This is a genomic window from Polaromonas sp. SP1 (genome assembly GCF_003711205.1).
Taxonomy (GTDB): Bacteria; Pseudomonadota; Gammaproteobacteria; order Burkholderiales; family Burkholderiaceae_C; genus Polaromonas.
Genome location: NZ_CP031013.1, coordinates 1,439,750 through 1,455,105, shown reverse-complemented (window position 1 = coordinate 1,455,105; position 15,356 = coordinate 1,439,750). Strand labels below are relative to the sequence as shown.

14 protein-coding genes are annotated in these 15,356 nt (G+C 66.0%); 8 read left to right on the top strand and 6 right to left on the bottom strand.

The window, feature by feature from the left end:
• Positions 1-30 precede the first annotated feature (30 nt).
• From DT070_RS07010 to DT070_RS07000, 3 genes are all read left to right on the top strand, one after another.
• On the top strand, positions 31-1,212 hold the full coding sequence (locus DT070_RS07010) for an aminoglycoside phosphotransferase family protein (protein ID WP_369973948.1): 1,182 nt from the start codon (positions 31-33) through the stop codon (positions 1,210-1,212).
• Positions 1,213-1,312: 100 nt separating this feature from the next.
• Positions 1,313-2,071: a 16S rRNA (uracil(1498)-N(3))-methyltransferase gene (locus tag DT070_RS07005; protein ID WP_122954736.1), complete on the top strand. Its 759-nt coding sequence runs from the start codon at positions 1,313-1,315 to the stop codon at positions 2,069-2,071.
• Between the two features lie 28 nt (positions 2,072-2,099).
• Positions 2,100-3,269 carry an MFS transporter gene (locus DT070_RS07000; protein WP_122954735.1) on the top strand — a complete coding sequence of 390 codons (1,170 nt, stop codon included), beginning with the start codon at positions 2,100-2,102 and terminating at the stop codon, positions 3,267-3,269.
• A gap of 116 nt (positions 3,270-3,385) precedes the next feature.
• On the opposite strand, the gene DT070_RS06995 is transcribed toward DT070_RS07000, so the two are convergent.
• Both DT070_RS06995 and DT070_RS06990 read right to left on the bottom strand, forming a co-directional pair.
• Complete coding sequence (locus tag DT070_RS06995; RefSeq protein WP_122954734.1) at positions 3,386-4,315, bottom strand: alpha/beta hydrolase; 930 nt, start codon at positions 4,313-4,315, stop codon at positions 3,386-3,388.
• 82 nt (positions 4,316-4,397) lie between these two features.
• Positions 4,398-5,873 (bottom strand): M20 family metallopeptidase, encoded by a 1,476-nt coding sequence (locus DT070_RS06990; RefSeq protein ID WP_122954733.1) that lies wholly within the window; start codon positions 5,871-5,873, stop codon positions 4,398-4,400.
• A 201-nt stretch (positions 5,874-6,074) separates the two neighbouring features.
• Between DT070_RS06990 and DT070_RS06985 the strand changes: the two genes are divergently transcribed.
• Complete coding sequence (locus DT070_RS06985; protein WP_122954732.1) at positions 6,075-6,917, top strand: DUF72 domain-containing protein; 843 nt, start codon at positions 6,075-6,077, stop codon at positions 6,915-6,917.
• Here DT070_RS06985 and asd read toward each other — a convergent pair whose 3' ends face one another.
• The gene (asd, locus tag DT070_RS06980) at positions 6,918-7,772 is read right to left on the bottom strand and encodes an archaetidylserine decarboxylase (protein WP_122954731.1); all 855 of its coding nucleotides are present in this window, start codon (positions 7,770-7,772) and stop codon (positions 6,918-6,920) included.
• Between the two features lie 73 nt (positions 7,773-7,845).
• Positions 7,846-8,034, bottom strand: a complete 189-nt coding sequence (locus tag DT070_RS06975; protein WP_122954730.1) for a heavy-metal-associated domain-containing protein — start codon at positions 8,032-8,034, stop codon at positions 7,846-7,848.
• Positions 8,035-8,189: 155 nt separating this feature from the next.
• On the opposite strand from DT070_RS06975, the gene DT070_RS06970 reads away from it, so the two are divergent.
• From DT070_RS06970 to alkB, 4 genes are all read left to right on the top strand, one after another.
• A complete protein-coding gene (locus DT070_RS06970) occupies positions 8,190-10,625 on the top strand; it encodes a heavy metal translocating P-type ATPase (RefSeq protein ID WP_122954729.1) in 2,436 nt (811 codons plus the stop codon).
• Positions 10,618-11,031 carry a Cu(I)-responsive transcriptional regulator gene (gene cueR, locus DT070_RS06965; protein WP_122954728.1) on the top strand — a complete coding sequence of 138 codons (414 nt, stop codon included), beginning with the start codon at positions 10,618-10,620 and terminating at the stop codon, positions 11,029-11,031. The genes DT070_RS06970 and cueR overlap by 8 nt, the downstream gene beginning before the upstream one ends.
• 101 nt (positions 11,032-11,132) lie before the next feature.
• Positions 11,133-11,861 carry a 2OG-Fe(II) oxygenase gene (locus DT070_RS06960; RefSeq protein ID WP_122954727.1) on the top strand — a complete coding sequence of 243 codons (729 nt, stop codon included), beginning with the start codon at positions 11,133-11,135 and terminating at the stop codon, positions 11,859-11,861.
• Between the two features lie 10 nt (positions 11,862-11,871).
• Positions 11,872-12,525: a DNA oxidative demethylase AlkB gene (alkB, locus tag DT070_RS06955; protein WP_206074067.1), complete on the top strand. Its 654-nt coding sequence runs from the start codon at positions 11,872-11,874 to the stop codon at positions 12,523-12,525.
• 15 nt (positions 12,526-12,540) lie between these two features.
• On the opposite strand, the gene otnI is transcribed toward alkB, so the two are convergent.
• Together otnI and DT070_RS06945 are read right to left on the bottom strand one after the other, a co-directional pair.
• Positions 12,541-13,374: a 2-oxo-tetronate isomerase gene (gene otnI, locus DT070_RS06950; protein WP_122954725.1), complete on the bottom strand. Its 834-nt coding sequence runs from the start codon at positions 13,372-13,374 to the stop codon at positions 12,541-12,543.
• Between the two features lie 4 nt (positions 13,375-13,378).
• Positions 13,379-15,328, bottom strand: a complete 1,950-nt coding sequence (locus DT070_RS06945) for a SulP family inorganic anion transporter (RefSeq protein WP_122954724.1) — start codon at positions 15,326-15,328, stop codon at positions 13,379-13,381.
• Positions 15,329-15,356: the final 28 nt, after the last annotated feature.

Below are 15,356 nucleotides of genomic sequence, written 5' to 3'. Positions count from 1 at the left end.
ATAAACCCGTTTGTAAAATCAGGCCTGATTATCCATGACCCTCCACCTCCACCCCGCGCTGCCATACCGGGGTGCCATCGCAGGACGGCCAAAGGCCCCGCAAACATGAACCTCCCCCCCATCGCCTGGGCCGATCCCGCCCGTGCCAGCGCCTTCGGCCACTGGCTGGCCGCCGCCGCCGGCCAGCACCATCTTCGGGCCGACTCGGTCCGGCCGGCGTCTGCCGACGCCAGCTTTCGCCGCTACTTCCGGGTCGACGCCGCATCGGGCGGCGCCAGCTACATCGTGATGGACGCGCCGCCCGCACAGGAAGACTGCAAACCTTTCGTCAAGGTGGCCGGCCTGATGGCCGGTGCCGGCCTGATCGCCCCGCGCGTACTGGCCTGGGACGAGCCGCTGGGCTTCATGCTGCTGAGCGACCTGGGCGCGCAGACCATGATGGAAGCCATCGCGCCGCCCGCCGCGGTCGACGCGATTGCCAGCCCCTCGCCCGCGCATTACGGCCTCTATATGGATGCGGTCGACGCCCTGGTGCGCTGGCAGCTCGCCTCAAAGCCCGGCGTGCTGCCGCCTTATGACGACGCGCTGCTGTCGCGCGAACTGGCGCTGTTCCCCGACTGGTATGTCGCCCGGCACCGCGGCATCGCGCTGGACACCGGCCTGCAGGACAAGCTGAACGTCATCTTCGAACAGATCAAGGCCAGCAATCTGAACTCGCTGGATGGTGCACGGGTATTTGTTCACCGCGACTTCATGCCTCGAAATCTCATGATCCCAGGTGGCTCAGCAGTGACTCCCGCGGATGCGCCGCCCCTGGGTGTGCTTGATTTCCAGGACGCCGTCTACGGCCCCATCACCTATGACATCGCCAGCCTGATGCGCGATGCCTTCCTGACCTGGGAAGAAGATTTTGTGCTGGACATCACCGTGCGCTACTGGCAAAAGGCGCGCAAGGCGGGCCTGCCGGTGGGCGACGACTTTGGCGAGTTCTACCGGGCTGTCGAATGGATGGGCCTGCAGCGCCACCTGAAGATACTGGGCATTTTTGCGCGGCTCACGCTGCGCGACGGCAAGCCCAAGTACCTGGCCGACACGCCCCGCTTCATCCAATACGCCCGCAACACCGCCGCGCGTTACCGCCAGCTCGGGCCGCTGATGGTGCTGCTGGACGAGATCGAAGGCAACGAGACCCGTGTGGGTTACACGTTCTGATGAAAAATCAGGCTCCAGCCCAGGTGTTGATTAGGTCTATAGCTATTATTTTGATAGCAAACACAGCTGCGCGCCGTCACGTCGCGGCAAGGCCGGCCGCGTGACCGCCCGCTTCTACGCCGACATCGCGCTGGTGCCCGGCACCTCCGTCAGCCTGCCCGCGCATGCGGCGCGCCATGTGCAGGTCTTGCGCATGCAGCCGGGCGACGCCCTCACGCTGTTCAACGGGCAGGGCGACGGCCGGCCGGGCAGCGAAGGCGAGTTCGCCGCCACCGTCGAGCGCATGGGCCGCAGCGACGTGGACGTGATGGTCGGCGCCTATACCGCCACGGCGCGGGAGGCCCGCCGGGCCGTCCACCTGGCCGTCGGCATGCCGGCCAATGAACGCATGGACTGGCTGATCGAAAAAGCCGCCGAGCTCGGCGTGGCCAGCATCCAGCCGCTGATGAGTGAGCGCAGCGTGCTGCGCATCAAGGGCGAGCGCGCCGATAAAAAAATCGCGCACTGGCGCGGCGTGGCCATCGCGGCCTGCGAGCAGTGCGGCCGCAGCCGCGTGCCGGTGATCCACGACGCCGCCACCCTGGCCGACTGGCTCAAGGGCGCGGGCAAGGGCGCGGCGGGCGGCCCCCGCTTGCTGCTGTCGCTGCAGGACGGCACGCGGCCATTGGCGCAAGCGGTCGCCGCCGCCGGCAGCGGCGAGCTGACCTTCCTGAGCGGCCCGGAAGGCGGCCTCGGCCCCGCCGAGGAAGCCGCCGCCATCGCCGGCGGCTTTGCGCCCGTCACCCTGGGCCCGCGCGTGCTGCGCGCCGAAACCGCGCCGCTGGCCTGCCTGTCCTTCCTGGCGCTGGCCGCTGCCTGACAGGACGCACAGCGATGCGCAGGCAGCCATGAACCGCAACCTCTGGCTACTGGCCATCTGCCAGGGCCTGTTTCTCACCAACAACGTCACCTTTATCGCCATCAACGGCCTGGTCGGCCTGAACCTGGCGCCGCTGGGCTGGATGGCGACGCTGCCCGTCATGGGTTATGTGGTGGGCGGCGCGCTCTCCACGGCCGTGGTGGCGCGCACGCAAGCGCGCTTCGGGCGCAAGATGTCCTTTCAAATGGGCCTCGCGGTGGCTGTGGCCTCGGCCCTGCTGTGCTGCTATGCGGCCTACAGCAAAAATTTCTGGCTGCTGGTGGCCGCCACAGTGGTGGCGGGCTACTACAGCGCCAATGCCCAGCTTTACCGTTTTGCCGCCGCCGAACTCGCCCTGCCGGCGTTTCGCGAAAAAGCGATTTCCCTCGTCATGGCCGGCGGCCTGCTGGGCGCCATCGCCGGGCCCAATCTGGCGGCTTTTACGCGGGAGCTGACCGCTGTGCCTTTTGCCGGCGCCTACCTGGCGCTGGCTGGCGTGGCGCTACTGTCCATGGCGCTGCTGGCGTTCATTCAATTTCCACCACCGCCTGAAGCGCATGCGGCACGGGGCGGACGGCCGCTCGGCGAAATCATGCGCCAGCCGGTTTTCATCGTCGCCGCGGCCGCCGGCGCCCTGGGCTTCGGCGTGATGAACCTCCTGATGGCCGCCACGCCGATCGCCATGCAGGTGTGCGGGCTGCCGTTTTCCAGCGTGGCGCTGGTGCTGGAGTGGCATGTGATCGGCATGTTCGCGCCGGGCTTTTTCACCGGCCACCTGATCAAGCGCTTCGGCACCCTGACCATCATGGCGGTGGGGCTGGCGCTCAACGTGCTGTGCGTGCTGATCGCGCTGTCGGGCGTGGAGCTCAAGGAATTCCTGGTGGCGCTTTTTGTGTTGGGACTGGGCTGGAATTTCCTCTTCACCGGCAGCACCACGCTGGCGCTCACGGCCTATCGCCCGGAAGAAAAAGACAAGGCGCAGGGCGCGCTCAATTTCTGCATTTTTGCGGTGCTGGCCGTTTCGTCACTGGCCTCCGGTGTGCTGGTCACCACGCAGGGCTGGACGCTGCTGAACCTGGGCTCGCTGCTGCCGCTGGCGCTGACGGGCGGGGCGCTGGCCTGGCTTGCACTGGGCCAACGCAAGAGGCAGGGCGCCTGATCCCTCCAGCGCTTGATTCAGCAGCGTTCTGCTGCCGGAAAGGGGACGGTTTACTACTATTTTTATAGCATTATGCCCATATGGGTATTGGGCTGGCGCCGCTTTTTGCTTAAAAACTAGAACCGGGCATCAAGCCAGGACTTGAGCGTGTCGAACACCTGCTCGGACTCGACCTCATTGAAGATCTCGTGATAAAGCCCGTCAAAGCAGCGCGCCGTCACCGTGCCGGATTTGACCGCCGGTGAGTTGGCCGCGTTGTCCGCAAAGGCGCGGCTGCCGGCCGGGTTGACGAGCCTGTCCGCGCCGGCATACATCAGCAGCGTGGGCGTGCGCCACTGGGCGGCTGCGGCTACCGTGGCCGGGCCGGCGGTGGCGATGAACTTGCCCAGGCGCGGCGAGATTTTGTTGTGCACCTGCCGGTCGGCAAAGTATTTCCTGACCACCTCTTCGTCGTGCGAGATGTAGTGCGCATCCAGGCCGTTGCCCACGCACAGGTCGGGCGCCAGCCTGGGCATGAAGGACAGCAGCAGTTTTTGCACAAGGCCCAGCCCCGGGTCCAGCGCCGGGGAAGACATCACAAGGCCCTCCACCGGACGGATACCCAGCGACACAAAACGGCTCACCACCAGGCCGCCCATGCTGTGGCCCAGCAGGATCAGGGGCAGCTGGAGCTGGGACTCCGAGTGACGCCTGTCGGCATAAGCGGCCTCCAGAAGGCGCATGCCGCGCAAACGTGTGTCGTCGACCACCTCGGCCAGGTCGTCGAGCAGTGCGGTCTCATTGGGAAGCACGCCACGGGCGCCACCGGACTCGCCGTGGCCGCGCTGGTCGTAAGCGCGCACGGCAAAGCCCCATTCCATCAACTGGTGCGCGACGTGGTCATAGCGGCTGGCATGCTCGCCCAGGCCGTGCACCAGCAACACAATGGCGCGCGGCGGCGGTGCGTACTGGCCCATTTCGTGCGCCCAGGCATCCAGCGGCCACTCGTAAAGGGCCAGGTTTTCGCCGTCGCGGGCGGTAAAGGGCGCTAGGACAGTCGACTGCATGCGGCGGCGCAAGCCTGGCCAGGCACAGCGGGGACATGCGCCGCGGGCAAACCGCGGCGCAAAGAAGGGCGGTGCATCCGCATCAACCCGGAACGCGGGCCATCACATGTGCGACCGCGGCGGTCAGCTTCTTGGCATACGGCACGTTCAGGAACTCGTTGGGGCCGTGCGCATTGCTCTTGGGGCCCAGCACACCACAGACCATCATCTGCGCCTTCGGGAAACCCTTGCTCAGCATGTTCATCAGCGGAATGGTGCCGCCCTGGCCGATGGTGCCGCAGGGGGCGCCGAAAAAGCTTTGCGAGGCATCGTTGAGCGCGGTTTCAAACCAGGGCACGGTGCTGGGCGCGTTCCAGCCGGTGGCGCCGCCGTTGCTCTCAAAGGTGACCTTGGCCTGGTAGGGCGCGTTGTCTTCGAGCAGCGTCTTGAGTTCCTGCACGGCCGCGGCGGCGTCGATCAGCGGCGGAAAGCGCAGCGACAGCTTGAAGGCGGTGTAAGGGCGCAGCACATTGCCCGCATCCTTGAGCGCCGGGAAGCCTTCGGCGCCGGTCACGCTGAGCGTGGGCCGCCAGGTGCGGTTGAGCAGCGCTTCGACCGGGTCGGTGGTGGTAGGCAACGCAAAGGTGCTGGAGCCTTCGCAGTCATAGTGCGCCCACGGGAAGCGTTTGTAGATTTCTGCGCCCAGGATTTTGGCGGTAGCCTGCGCCTGGGCCAGGCGGTCGGCCGGGACTTCGCAGTGAAAACTCTGCGGCAAAAGGCGCCCGGTCTTGCTGTCTTCCAGGCGGTCCAGCACCTGGCGCATGATGCGAAAGCTCGACGGCACCAGGCCGCTGGCATCGCCGGAATGCACGCCTTCGGTGAGCACTTCCACCTTGAGCACACCTGACGCGTTGCCGCGCAGGCTGGTCGTCAGCCACAGCTGGTCGTAGTTGCCGGCGCCGGAATCCAGGCACACCACCAGGGCGACTTCACCGAGGCGTTCACGCAGCGCATTCACGTAAGGCAGCAAATCGTAGGAGCCGCTTTCTTCGCAGGTTTCAATCAGGCCGACGATGCGCGGGTGCGGCACGTTTTGCGCCTTGAGCGCCTGCACCGCGGCGATGCTGGCGTAGACCGCATAACCGTCGTCGGCGGCGCCGCGGCCATAGAGCTTGCCGTCTTCGTATTTCGCCGTCCAAGGGCTCAGGTCATTGCGCCAGCCGGTGAACTCGGGTTGTTTGTCGAGGTGGCCGTACATCAGCACGGTTTGCGTCGAGTCGGCCCGCGTGGCCGGGATTTCAAAAAACAGCACCGGCGTGCGGCCTTCGAGGCGCACGATTTCGAGCGTCAGGCCTTCGACTTTTTGTGCCTCGACCCAGGCCGCGGCATTGCGCATGACCGTGTCGATGTAACCATGCTTGGCCCAGTCGCTGTCGAAGCCGGGGGACTTGGCGGGGATGGCGATGTAGTCGGTGATCTGTTTGACGATGTCGCCGTCCCATTGCGCGGTGACCTGTGAAAGGGCCTGGGCGGCGTTGAGGATGCTGGCGGGGATTTCGCGGTGCAGGGGGGCGTTCATGAAGGGGCTCCGGGGGAAAATCGGCTTTTTAGGACAGCGTTTTGCTGCGGCACCTGCTACTGTACGCTTCCGGCACAGAGCGCGCCACTTGACGCTGCAAGACCCGCAATTGGCGGTTTCAACCTGCAACACCTCTGGCCGGCGACGGTAAAAAGCCCTCTATCTGGATGAGAGAACAGACAAGTACGCCACGGAGCTGCCATGACACAAGCACAACCGGTTTCTTCCGCCTCCGCCGATTCCCGCATCCGTGCGGGCGTAGGCGGCTGGACTTTCGAGCCCTGGCGCAGCAACTTCTTTCCGCCCGGCTTGCCGCACAGCCGCGAGCTCGAATACGCCAGCCGCAAACTCAGCGCCATCGAGGTCAACGGCACCTACTACGGCACGCTCAAGCCGGCCAGCTTCAAGAAATGGCACGACGAGACGCCTGATGACTTCGTGTTTTCCCTGAAGGCTTCGCGCTACGCGACCAATCGCCGGGTATTGGCCGAGGCGGGCGACTCCATCCAGCGCTTTATTGACAGCGGCATCAGCGAGCTGGGCCGCAAACTGGGCCCCATCGTCTGGCAGTTCATGCCGGGCAAGGTGTTCGATGCGGCGGATTTCGAGGCGTTTCTGGCGCTCTTGCCCAAACAGGCAGGCAGCCTGGCGCTGCGCCATGTGGTCGATGTGCGCCACGAGAGTTTCATGTCGCCCGACTACCTGGCGCTGGCGCGCCGTTACAAGGTCGCTACGGTATTTACCGACGCTGACAAGTTCCCGTCGTTTGCAGACCTCACCGGTGACTTCGCCTATGCCCGGCTGATGATGAGCGACGCCGGCCTGGAAACCGGTTATGAAGGCAGCGCGCTCGACGCCTGGGCCCAACGCGCGCGCCAATGGGCGGCGGGCGATGTGCCGGTCGACCTGCCGGCATTGGAAGACGCGCCAGCACCCGGCAAGCCGCGCGACGTGTTTGTGTATTTCATCAATGGCGCCAAGGAGCGGGCGCCTGCGGCCGCCATGGCTTTTCTGGACAGGCTGGGCTTCAAACCCACCGTGTAATCAGGCGTAGGACGCCATCGCCTCGCCCAGGCGGATGCTGCGGCCGGGCGCCCACTCGGGGTTGAACCTGAGCGGCCCTTTGGGAAACAGCATGACCACCGTGGAGCCGAGCAAAAAGCGGCCCATTTCCTCGCCCTGCTGCAAACGAATCGCGGAGGTCGGCTCGTCGGGGTAGTCCCACTGCCGCACCACCTTGCTGCGCGGCGGGTTGACTACGCCATGCCACACCGTCGCCATGCTGCCGACAATCGTTGCGCCGACCAGCACCAGCACAAACGGGCCGCGGGCCGATTCAAACACGCAGACCACGCGCTCGTTGCGCGCAAACAGGCCCGGCACGCCGCGCGCAGTGACGGGGTTGACGGAGAACAATTCGCCCGGCACATAAATCATGCGCACCAGCCGCCCGCCGGCGGGCATATGGATGCGGTGGTAGTCCTTGGGGCTCAGGTAGAGCGTGGCGAAATGGCCGTCCTGGTAGTGCGCCGCCAGCGCCGCGTCGCCGCCCACCAGCGCGGTGGTCGAATAGCTGTGGCCCTTGGCCTGGAAGATCTGGTCTTTCTCGATCGCACCGAACTGGCTGATCGCGCCGTCGACCGGTGAGATCAGCTCGGCATGGGCCAGCGGGCGGGCACCTGGCTTGAGGGCGCGCGTGAAAAAGTCGTTGAAAGTGAGGTAACTGCTGATATCCGAGTTGAGCGCCTCGTCCATGTTGACCTGGTACTTGGCGACAAAGCGGCGGATGATTTCGGTGGTGACCCAGCCGCGCTCGCGCGAAGCCACGAAACCGGCAAAGGCAGTCAGCGCCTGCTTGGGAAACAGGTATTGGGGGAGTACGGCGAATCGGTCGGACACTAGGCGGCTTCAATGGGGAAGGAAGGGCCATTCTATCGACGCCCAACCGTCCTCTCCGTCAGATACAGGCGTCTTACTGTGCGGGATAACCCGCCTCGGCGAGCGCTGCTGCCACGGTGGGCTGGTCTTGCGAGGACTGCACCACCACCTTTTTCGATGCCAGGTCGACGTTGACTTGCGCGGCTGGGTCCAGCGACTTGACGGTCTGGGTGATGACGCCGGCGCAGTGGCCGCAGCTCATGGCGGGGATGGTGAATTCCATAAAAACTCCTCAAAGGTTGATACAGGGATTGAGCAGGAGTCTGAACCTTCCCATAGGGGTAGGGTCAAGAACTGCCCGCCAAGCCCCGAATCCATGCAGGGTCATTTGCCGCATGCGCTTGACCCTCCCACGGTGGTAAGGTTCAGACTGCAGCCATGAGTACAACATCCACCCCCACAACACCCACAGCCGCACTGGCCGAGTGGCAGTTCCCCGTGCAGGGGATGAGCTGCGCGTCCTGCGTGGCACGTGTAGAACGCTCGCTGGCCAATGTCCCCGGCGTGCAGGACGTCAGCGTCAACTTCGCCACCGAACAGGCCAGTGTCAAGGCGGGCAGCGAGATCGGCATGGAAACGCTGAAAGCCGCCGTCGCCAAGGCCGGCTACCGCGTGGCCGAACAATCGCTGCAACTCAGGATTGAGGGCATGACCTGCGCCTCCTGCGTGTCGCGGGTCGAAAAAGCGCTCAGGCAGGTGCCGGGGGTGCTGTCGGCCAGCGTCAACCTGGCGACCGAGACCGCTGAAGTGAGCGTGGCGGGCAATGCCGTCATGCTGCCCACGCTGAAGGCCGCGGTGGCCAAGGCGGGCTACCAGGCGCGGGAAGTTCCCGCCGCCGGAGCAGCGCCTGCGGACAAGCCCGCCGCCGCCTGGTGGCCCATCGCACTGGCCGCTGCCTTGTCGGCGCCGCTGGCGCTGCCCATGGTGGGCACGCTGTTCGGCAAGGACTGGATGCTGGACGGCTGGCTGCAATGGCTGCTGGCCACCCCCGTTCAGTTCTGGTTGGGCGCGCGCTTTTACCGCGCCGGCTGGGCCGCCTTGCGCGCCCGCACCGGCAATATGGACTTGCTGGTCGCCCTGGGCACCTCGGCCGCTTATGGGTTGAGCGTCTACCAGCTGCTGCGGCACGGTGACCACGGCATGGCCCACCTGTACTTCGAAGCTTCGGCTGTCGTGATCACGCTGGTGCTTCTGGGTAAATGGATGGAGGCACGCGCCAAACACCAGACGACGGCCGCGATCCGCGCGCTGCAGGCGCTGCGCCCCGATACCGCGCGCCGCCGCCTTGGTGGAAAAGACGAAGACGTCGCACTGCAAGATATACAGCTCGGCGACCTGGTGGTAGTGCGGCCGGGCGAACGCATCGCGGTCGATGGGGAGATCGTTGAGGGTTCCACGCAAGTAGACGAGTCGCTGATCACTGGCGAGAGCCTGCCCGTCATTAAACATGCAGGCGACCACGTCACGGGCGGCGCAGTCAACGCCGAAGGCCTGATCGTGGTGCGCACCACGGCCATAGGTGCGGAATCCACGTTGGCGCGCATCGTGCGCATGGTCGAATCGGCCCAGGCCAAAAAAGCGCCCATACAGCGGCTGGTGGACCAGGTCAGCGCCGTGTTTGTGCCGGTCGTCATCGGCATCGCATTGCTCACGCTGCTGGGCTGGGGACTGGTCACGCAGGATTGGGAGGCCGCCATTCTCAACGCCGTCGCCGTGCTGGTGATTGCCTGCCCCTGCGCGCTGGGGCTGGCCACGCCCACAGCAATCATGGTGGGCACGGGGGCCGCTGCACGCCAGGGCATTCTGATCAAGGATGCAGAGGCGCTGGAGGTGGCGCACAGCGTCAAGGTCGTGGCCTTCGACAAGACCGGCACGCTGACCGAAGGCAAGCCCGAGCTGGTGGCGCTGGAACCCAACGTCATTGCTGCCGATGAGTTGCTGGCCTGGGCAGCCGCCATTCAGTCAGGCAGCGAACACCCCTTGGCCCGCGCGGTCACACGGCGCGCGGCGGAGCAACAACTCAATATTCCAGCGGCGACAGAGCTGCGCGCCGTCGCCGGGCGCGGCATGGCTGCCGTGGTGGCCGGCCACGAACTTCGCCTCGGCAGCCCGCGCTTTATGCAGGAGCTGGGCCTAGACCTGGGCACCTTCGCCGCGCTGCACGCCCGCGCCAAAGAACTCGAAGCGCAGGGCCGCACCGTGTCATGGCTGGCCGACGTCACCGCCGCGCCTCAACTGCTGGGCTTGATGGCCTTCGGCGACACACTCAAGAGCAGCGCAGCGCCGGCGATTGCCCGCCTCCACGCGCTGGGCATACAGACCGCTTTGGTGACTGGCGACAACCGTGGCAGCGCCGACGCGGTGGCACAGCAACTCGGCATAGACCTGGTGCACAGCCAGGTGCTGCCGCAAGACAAGGCCGCCATCATCGGGCAGCTTCGCACCGGCGTGGCGCAGGGTGACCGCGTGGCCATGGTGGGCGACGGCATCAACGACGCGCCGGCCCTGGCCGCGGCCGACGTAGGCATCGCGATGTCTACCGGCACCGACGTGGCCATGCATGCGGCCGGCATCACGCTGATGCGCGGCAATCCGGCGCTTGTGGCCGACGCCATCGACATCTCGCGCCGCACCTACGCAAAGATCCGCCAGAACCTGTTCTGGGCTTTTGTCTACAACGTGGTCGGCATCCCGCTGGCGGCGCTGGGGCTGCTGAGCCCCGTCATCGCCGGCGCCGCCATGGCGCTGAGCAGCGCCAGCGTGGTGATGAACGCCTTGTTGCTGCACCGCTGGAAAGGAAGCACCCATGACTGACGCCATGGAGATCGGCCCGCTCAACATCGGCCAGGCGGCCGCGCACTCCGGTGTGTCGGCCAAGATGATCCGCCACTACGAGTCGCTGGGCCTGCTGCCGGCCGTGCACCGCACCGACGCGGGCTACCGCCAGTACGGCGAAAAAGAAGTGCACACGCTGCGCTTCATACGCCGCGGCCGCGCACTGGGTTTCAGCATGGCCGAGATCGCCGAGCTGCTCAAGCTGTGGCAGAACAAACGCCGCGCGAGCGCCGACGTCAAGCGCATCGCGCTGGCCCATGTCGCCGACCTGGAGCGCCGCATCGCCGAGATGGAGGCGATGAAGCAGACACTGGGCCACCTGGCGCATTGCTGCCAGGGCAACAGCCGGCCTGACTGCCCGATCCTGACCGAGCTGGCGGCATAAAACCGGCGCAATGAAATGTCCGATTCCGGCGAGCGTGAGCGAGCCGCCGGATTTATCCTGAAGGCTGTTGATGGTGTTTCCATTGCCCCACGGATTGCTGCATGTCTCTTGTTTCCGAAGCCCCCTCCCTGTTGCCCGACCCCACTGCCGCCGGCCTGGATGGCTGGGCCGCCTCGCTGAACCGCCACGGCAGCGCGGTGCTGCCGCAGCTGCTGGATGCGCGCGAATGCAAGGCCGTCGCCGCGCTGTATGCCGATGCGCGCCACTTTCGCAGCCGCGTGGTGATGCAGCGCCACGGCTTCGGCCAGGGCGAATACCAGTACTTCAACTACCCGCTGCCGGATCTCATCGCGCAGCTGCGCGCCACGCTCTATCCCCGGCTTGTGCATGTGGCCAACGCCTGGAACCAGGCGATGGGAATCGACGTGCGCTATCCGGCGGCGCATGCCGCTTTCCTGGCGCGCTGCCATGGGGCCGGCCAGCAGCGGCCCACACCGCTGCTCTTGCAATACGGACCCGGCGACTACAACTGCCTGCACCAGGACCTGTATGGTGAACATGTGTTCCCGATCCAGGTCGCGGTGCTGCTGTCGCGGCCCGGCGAAGATTTCACGGGTGGCGAGTTTGTGCTGACGGAGCAGCGCCCGCGCATGCAGTCACGGCCCGAAGTGGTACCGCTGCGGCAGGGCGATGCCGTAGTGTTTGCCGTGCACCACCGCCCGGTGCAAGGCAGCCGCGGGTTTTACCGCGTCAACATGCGGCACGGCGTGAGCACGGTGCGCAGCGGGCACCGGCATACGCTGGGCATTATTTTTCATGACGCGCAATGAAGGAGATGGTTTGACTTTGGGGCTTTTCGATGAGGCGCCGGCACCCTATACGGCGCCCGAGGTGATCGCACCGGGTGCCGTGTTGCTGCGCGGTTTTGCCCGCGAGACGGATGAAGCCTTGCTGGGCGCCGTGAAAGACGTGGTCGCAGTCGCGCCGCTGCGCCACCTGGTCACGCCGGGCGGCTACACCATGTCGGTGGCGATGAGCAATTGCGGCGCGCTCGGCTGGGTCTCTGACCGCAGCGGCTACCGGTATGACGCGCAAGACCCCTTGTCGGGCAAGCCCTGGCCGCCCATGCCCGCCTGCTTTGCCGAACTGGCACTGCGCGCCGCGGCGGAGGCGGGCTTTGGCGACTTCCGGCCTGACGCCTGCCTGATCAACCGTTATGAGCCCGGGGCGCGGCTCTCACTGCACCAGGACAAGGATGAAGGAAACATGGACGCGCCGATTGTGTCGGTGTCGCTGGGTCTGCCCGCGGTGTTCCTCTTCGGCGGATTGAACCGCAGCGACCGCCCGGCGCGATACCGCCTGGTGCATGGCGACGTGGCGGTGTGGGGTGGCCCGTCACGGCTGGCCTATCACGGCGTGGCGCCGCTGGCCGAGGGTGAGCATGCGCGCCTGGGCCGGCAACGCATTAATCTGACGTTTCGCTGCGCGCGCTGAACAGGCCGAACGCGCTCAGGCGCGTTCGCGAAATTTTTTCAGCCAGCCCAGACCCGCCGGGGTGGCACCGGCCTCCGTGCCGCGCAGCGGTTTGTACTCGCACCCCACCCAGCCGCTGTAGCCAAGTTCATCCAGCAGTGCAAAGAGGTAGGGATAGTTGATCTCGCCGACATCCGGTTCATTGCGGCCAGGCGCGCCGGCAATCTGCAGATGGCCGACGTGGCCCGTAGGCAGGTATTTGCGCAGCTTCATCGCCAGGTCGCCTTCAACAATCTGGCAGTGGTAGAGGTCCATCTGCACCTTGACGTTGGGCGCGCCCACTTCGCGGATGATTTCATGCGCGTGGTCTTGCCGGTTCAAAAAGAAGCGCGGAATGTCACGCGTGTTGATGGGTTCGATCAGAAGATCCACGCCCACCCTGGCCGCCAATGGGGCTGCCTCACGCAGGTTGTTCACATAGGTAGGCTGCACGGCTTCACGCTCCATCCCCTGCGGCAGCACACCGGCCATCACATGGATGCGCGGGCAACCGAGGGCCTGCGCATACTCCAGCGCAATGGCGATGCCGGCGCGGAATTCGGCCTCATGGCCCGGCAGGCAGGCCGTGCCTTTTTGCGGGGAAGCCCAAGCCTTCTCGATACTGGCAACATCCACACCGCCCGGCGGCGCGTTGAACAGCACCAGCTGCTGGCCGTGCTGCTGCAGGATCGCCTTGAGCTCCTGCGGCGCCCAGGCATAGGGCGAGAGGATTTCCACGGCGGTGAAGCCGTCGCGCGCCGCGGCGGCAAAACGGTCGGCCATGGGAAGCTCGGTGTACATCCAGCTGAGGTTGGCGGCAAATTGGGGCATGGTTTCAGGCGGTGGGAGTATCGGGGCCGGGCGCGGACTGGCATTCCCAGAATATCCGCGCGGTGCAGAGGCGGCAAATTTCCGGGTCCAGTTTGTTGAAGATGGTGGCGATGGCGGTGAACTTGTCGGGAAATTGATGTTCAGGCCCGAGCACGCTGGTAAAGCCGGTTTTGCGCCACATGCGGATGACCTCGGGCCTCGGCCGGTGAAAGTACAAGTCGCCGCCCATGGCGCGGCGTGCGGCGAGTTCCGCTTCCCACAGCTCGGCCCCGGCCAGGTCGATGAAGTTCATGCTCTTGCCCATGACCAGCAGGTGTTTTTGCGGCTTCGGCTGGGTGCGCAACGCGTGCAGAATGTCGGCGACGTGCTGGGTTGCGCCGAAGTAGACCTCGCCTTCCATGCGCAGCAGTTTGAGTTGCGGGCATTCCGATAATGTGGCCCCCACGCTTGTCACTTCGTGTACTACGCTGCCCCCCGAGGGGGCTGGCCTTGCTTGGGGCGGCCCGGCGCTGCGGCCGTTGGCGTCCTCCGCTGGCAGCGGCTGGGCTCGCTTGGCTTCAAGTCCGGCGTCGGGCGAGTTGTCAATCACCACAAATTGCCGGTCCAGCCCGCGGCTGTCAAAGCCCATGGTGCGCATCGCCGGCTTTGACGTGCGGTAGAGGAAAGACATCAGCGACAGGATCATGCCCAGCAGGATCGCGATCTCCAGCCGTATGGTGACGGTGGCCACCATGGTGGCGAGCGCGACGCCGAAGTCGCTGCGGCTCAGGGTGAACAACTGCTGCCAGCGCGCAAAGTCCAGCAGCGCGAAGGCGACCAGCACCAGCAGCGCCGCCAATGCGGCCATGGGGATCTGCGCCAGCAAAGGTGCGCTCACCGCCACCAGGGCCAGCAGCAGCAGCGCCGAGAACACCGAGGCCAGCGGCGTACGCGCGCCGGCTTCCAGGTTGGGCATGGAGCGGTTCATGGAGCCGCAGGAGACATAGCTTGAGAAGAACCCGCCGACGATGTTGGACAAGCCCTGGCCGCGGAACTCGCGGTTGGCGTCTATGCGCTGGCCTGAGCGCAGTGCCACCGTCTTGGCGATCGAGATCGCCTGGCCCAATGCAACGATGGTCAGCGCGAATGCCAGGCCGATGAGGTCGGCGGCCTGCGCCCAGCTGATGCGAGGCACTTCAAAGCGCGGCCAGGGCACGGGGATCTGGCCGACGGTGCGCAGCGAGGCCGAAGGTGTGGCGTCGGGATGCAAAAAGCGGCTCCACAGCCAGGCCAGCGCCGTGGCCACCGCCAGCCCGATCAGCATGTAGGGCCAGTTGCGGCGCAGGCGGCGCAGCAGCAGCGCCACGCCGAGCGTGATGGCCGCCACGCCCAGCGCCAGCGGCTGGGCGGACGTCATTTGAGTGAAGACATGCGCCAGCACGGCAGCGGCGCTGTGTTCAGGCGCGGCCGCCAGGCCCAGCAGGTCGGGCAGCGCATGCACGGCGATCAGCAACGCCGCGCCGGAGGTAAAACCAAACAGCACGGCCGGCGAAATGAAGTTGGCCAGCACACCCAGGCGCAGCGCACCTATCAGCCACTGCATGATGCCCACCATCACCGTGACGGCCAACGCCAGCTGGATATAGAGCGGACTGAAGGCCAACGCCAGCGGCGACAGCATGGCAAACAGGGCCAGCGAGTTGGCGTTGGTGGGCCCCGACATGACGTGCCGGCTGGAGCCGAAGAGCGCGGCGATGATGCAGGGAATGACGGCGGTGTAAAGGCCGTAGGCGGGCGGCAGGCCGGCCAGCGTTGCGAAGGCAATGCCTTGCGGCAGTACCAGCACGGCGCCCAGCAGTCCCGCCATCGCATCGGCCCGCAGGGTGGCGGGCGACACCTCGCGCACCCAGTCGCCGAAGAGGCGTTCCAGGAGCGGGGTCGGCAGCCGGGATGCAGAGGGTTCGGAAGGTTCCATCACGAGGGCTTGAGCATACCGTGCCCGG

Coding starts and splice junctions, on each gene's coding strand:
- DT070_RS06945 (WP_122954724.1), bottom strand. CDS start 15,328: ATGGAACCTTCCGAACCCTCTGCATCCCGGCTGCCGACCCCGCTCCTG.
- otnI (WP_122954725.1), bottom strand. CDS start 13,374: ATGCCCCAATTTGCCGCCAACCTCAGCTGGATGTACACCGAGCTTCCC.
- DT070_RS06975 (WP_122954730.1), bottom strand. CDS start 8,034: ATGGAATTCACCATCCCCGCCATGAGCTGCGGCCACTGCGCCGGCGTC.
- cueR (WP_122954728.1), top strand. CDS start 10,618: ATGACTGACGCCATGGAGATCGGCCCGCTCAACATCGGCCAGGCGGCC.
- DT070_RS06970 (WP_122954729.1), top strand. CDS start 8,190: ATGAGTACAACATCCACCCCCACAACACCCACAGCCGCACTGGCCGAG.
- DT070_RS06995 (WP_122954734.1), bottom strand. CDS start 4,315: ATGCAGTCGACTGTCCTAGCGCCCTTTACCGCCCGCGACGGCGAAAAC.
- DT070_RS06960 (WP_122954727.1), top strand. CDS start 11,133: ATGTCTCTTGTTTCCGAAGCCCCCTCCCTGTTGCCCGACCCCACTGCC.
- DT070_RS06985 (WP_122954732.1), top strand. CDS start 6,075: ATGACACAAGCACAACCGGTTTCTTCCGCCTCCGCCGATTCCCGCATC.
- DT070_RS07000 (WP_122954735.1), top strand. CDS start 2,100: ATGAACCGCAACCTCTGGCTACTGGCCATCTGCCAGGGCCTGTTTCTC.
- DT070_RS06990 (WP_122954733.1), bottom strand. CDS start 5,873: ATGAACGCCCCCCTGCACCGCGAAATCCCCGCCAGCATCCTCAACGCC.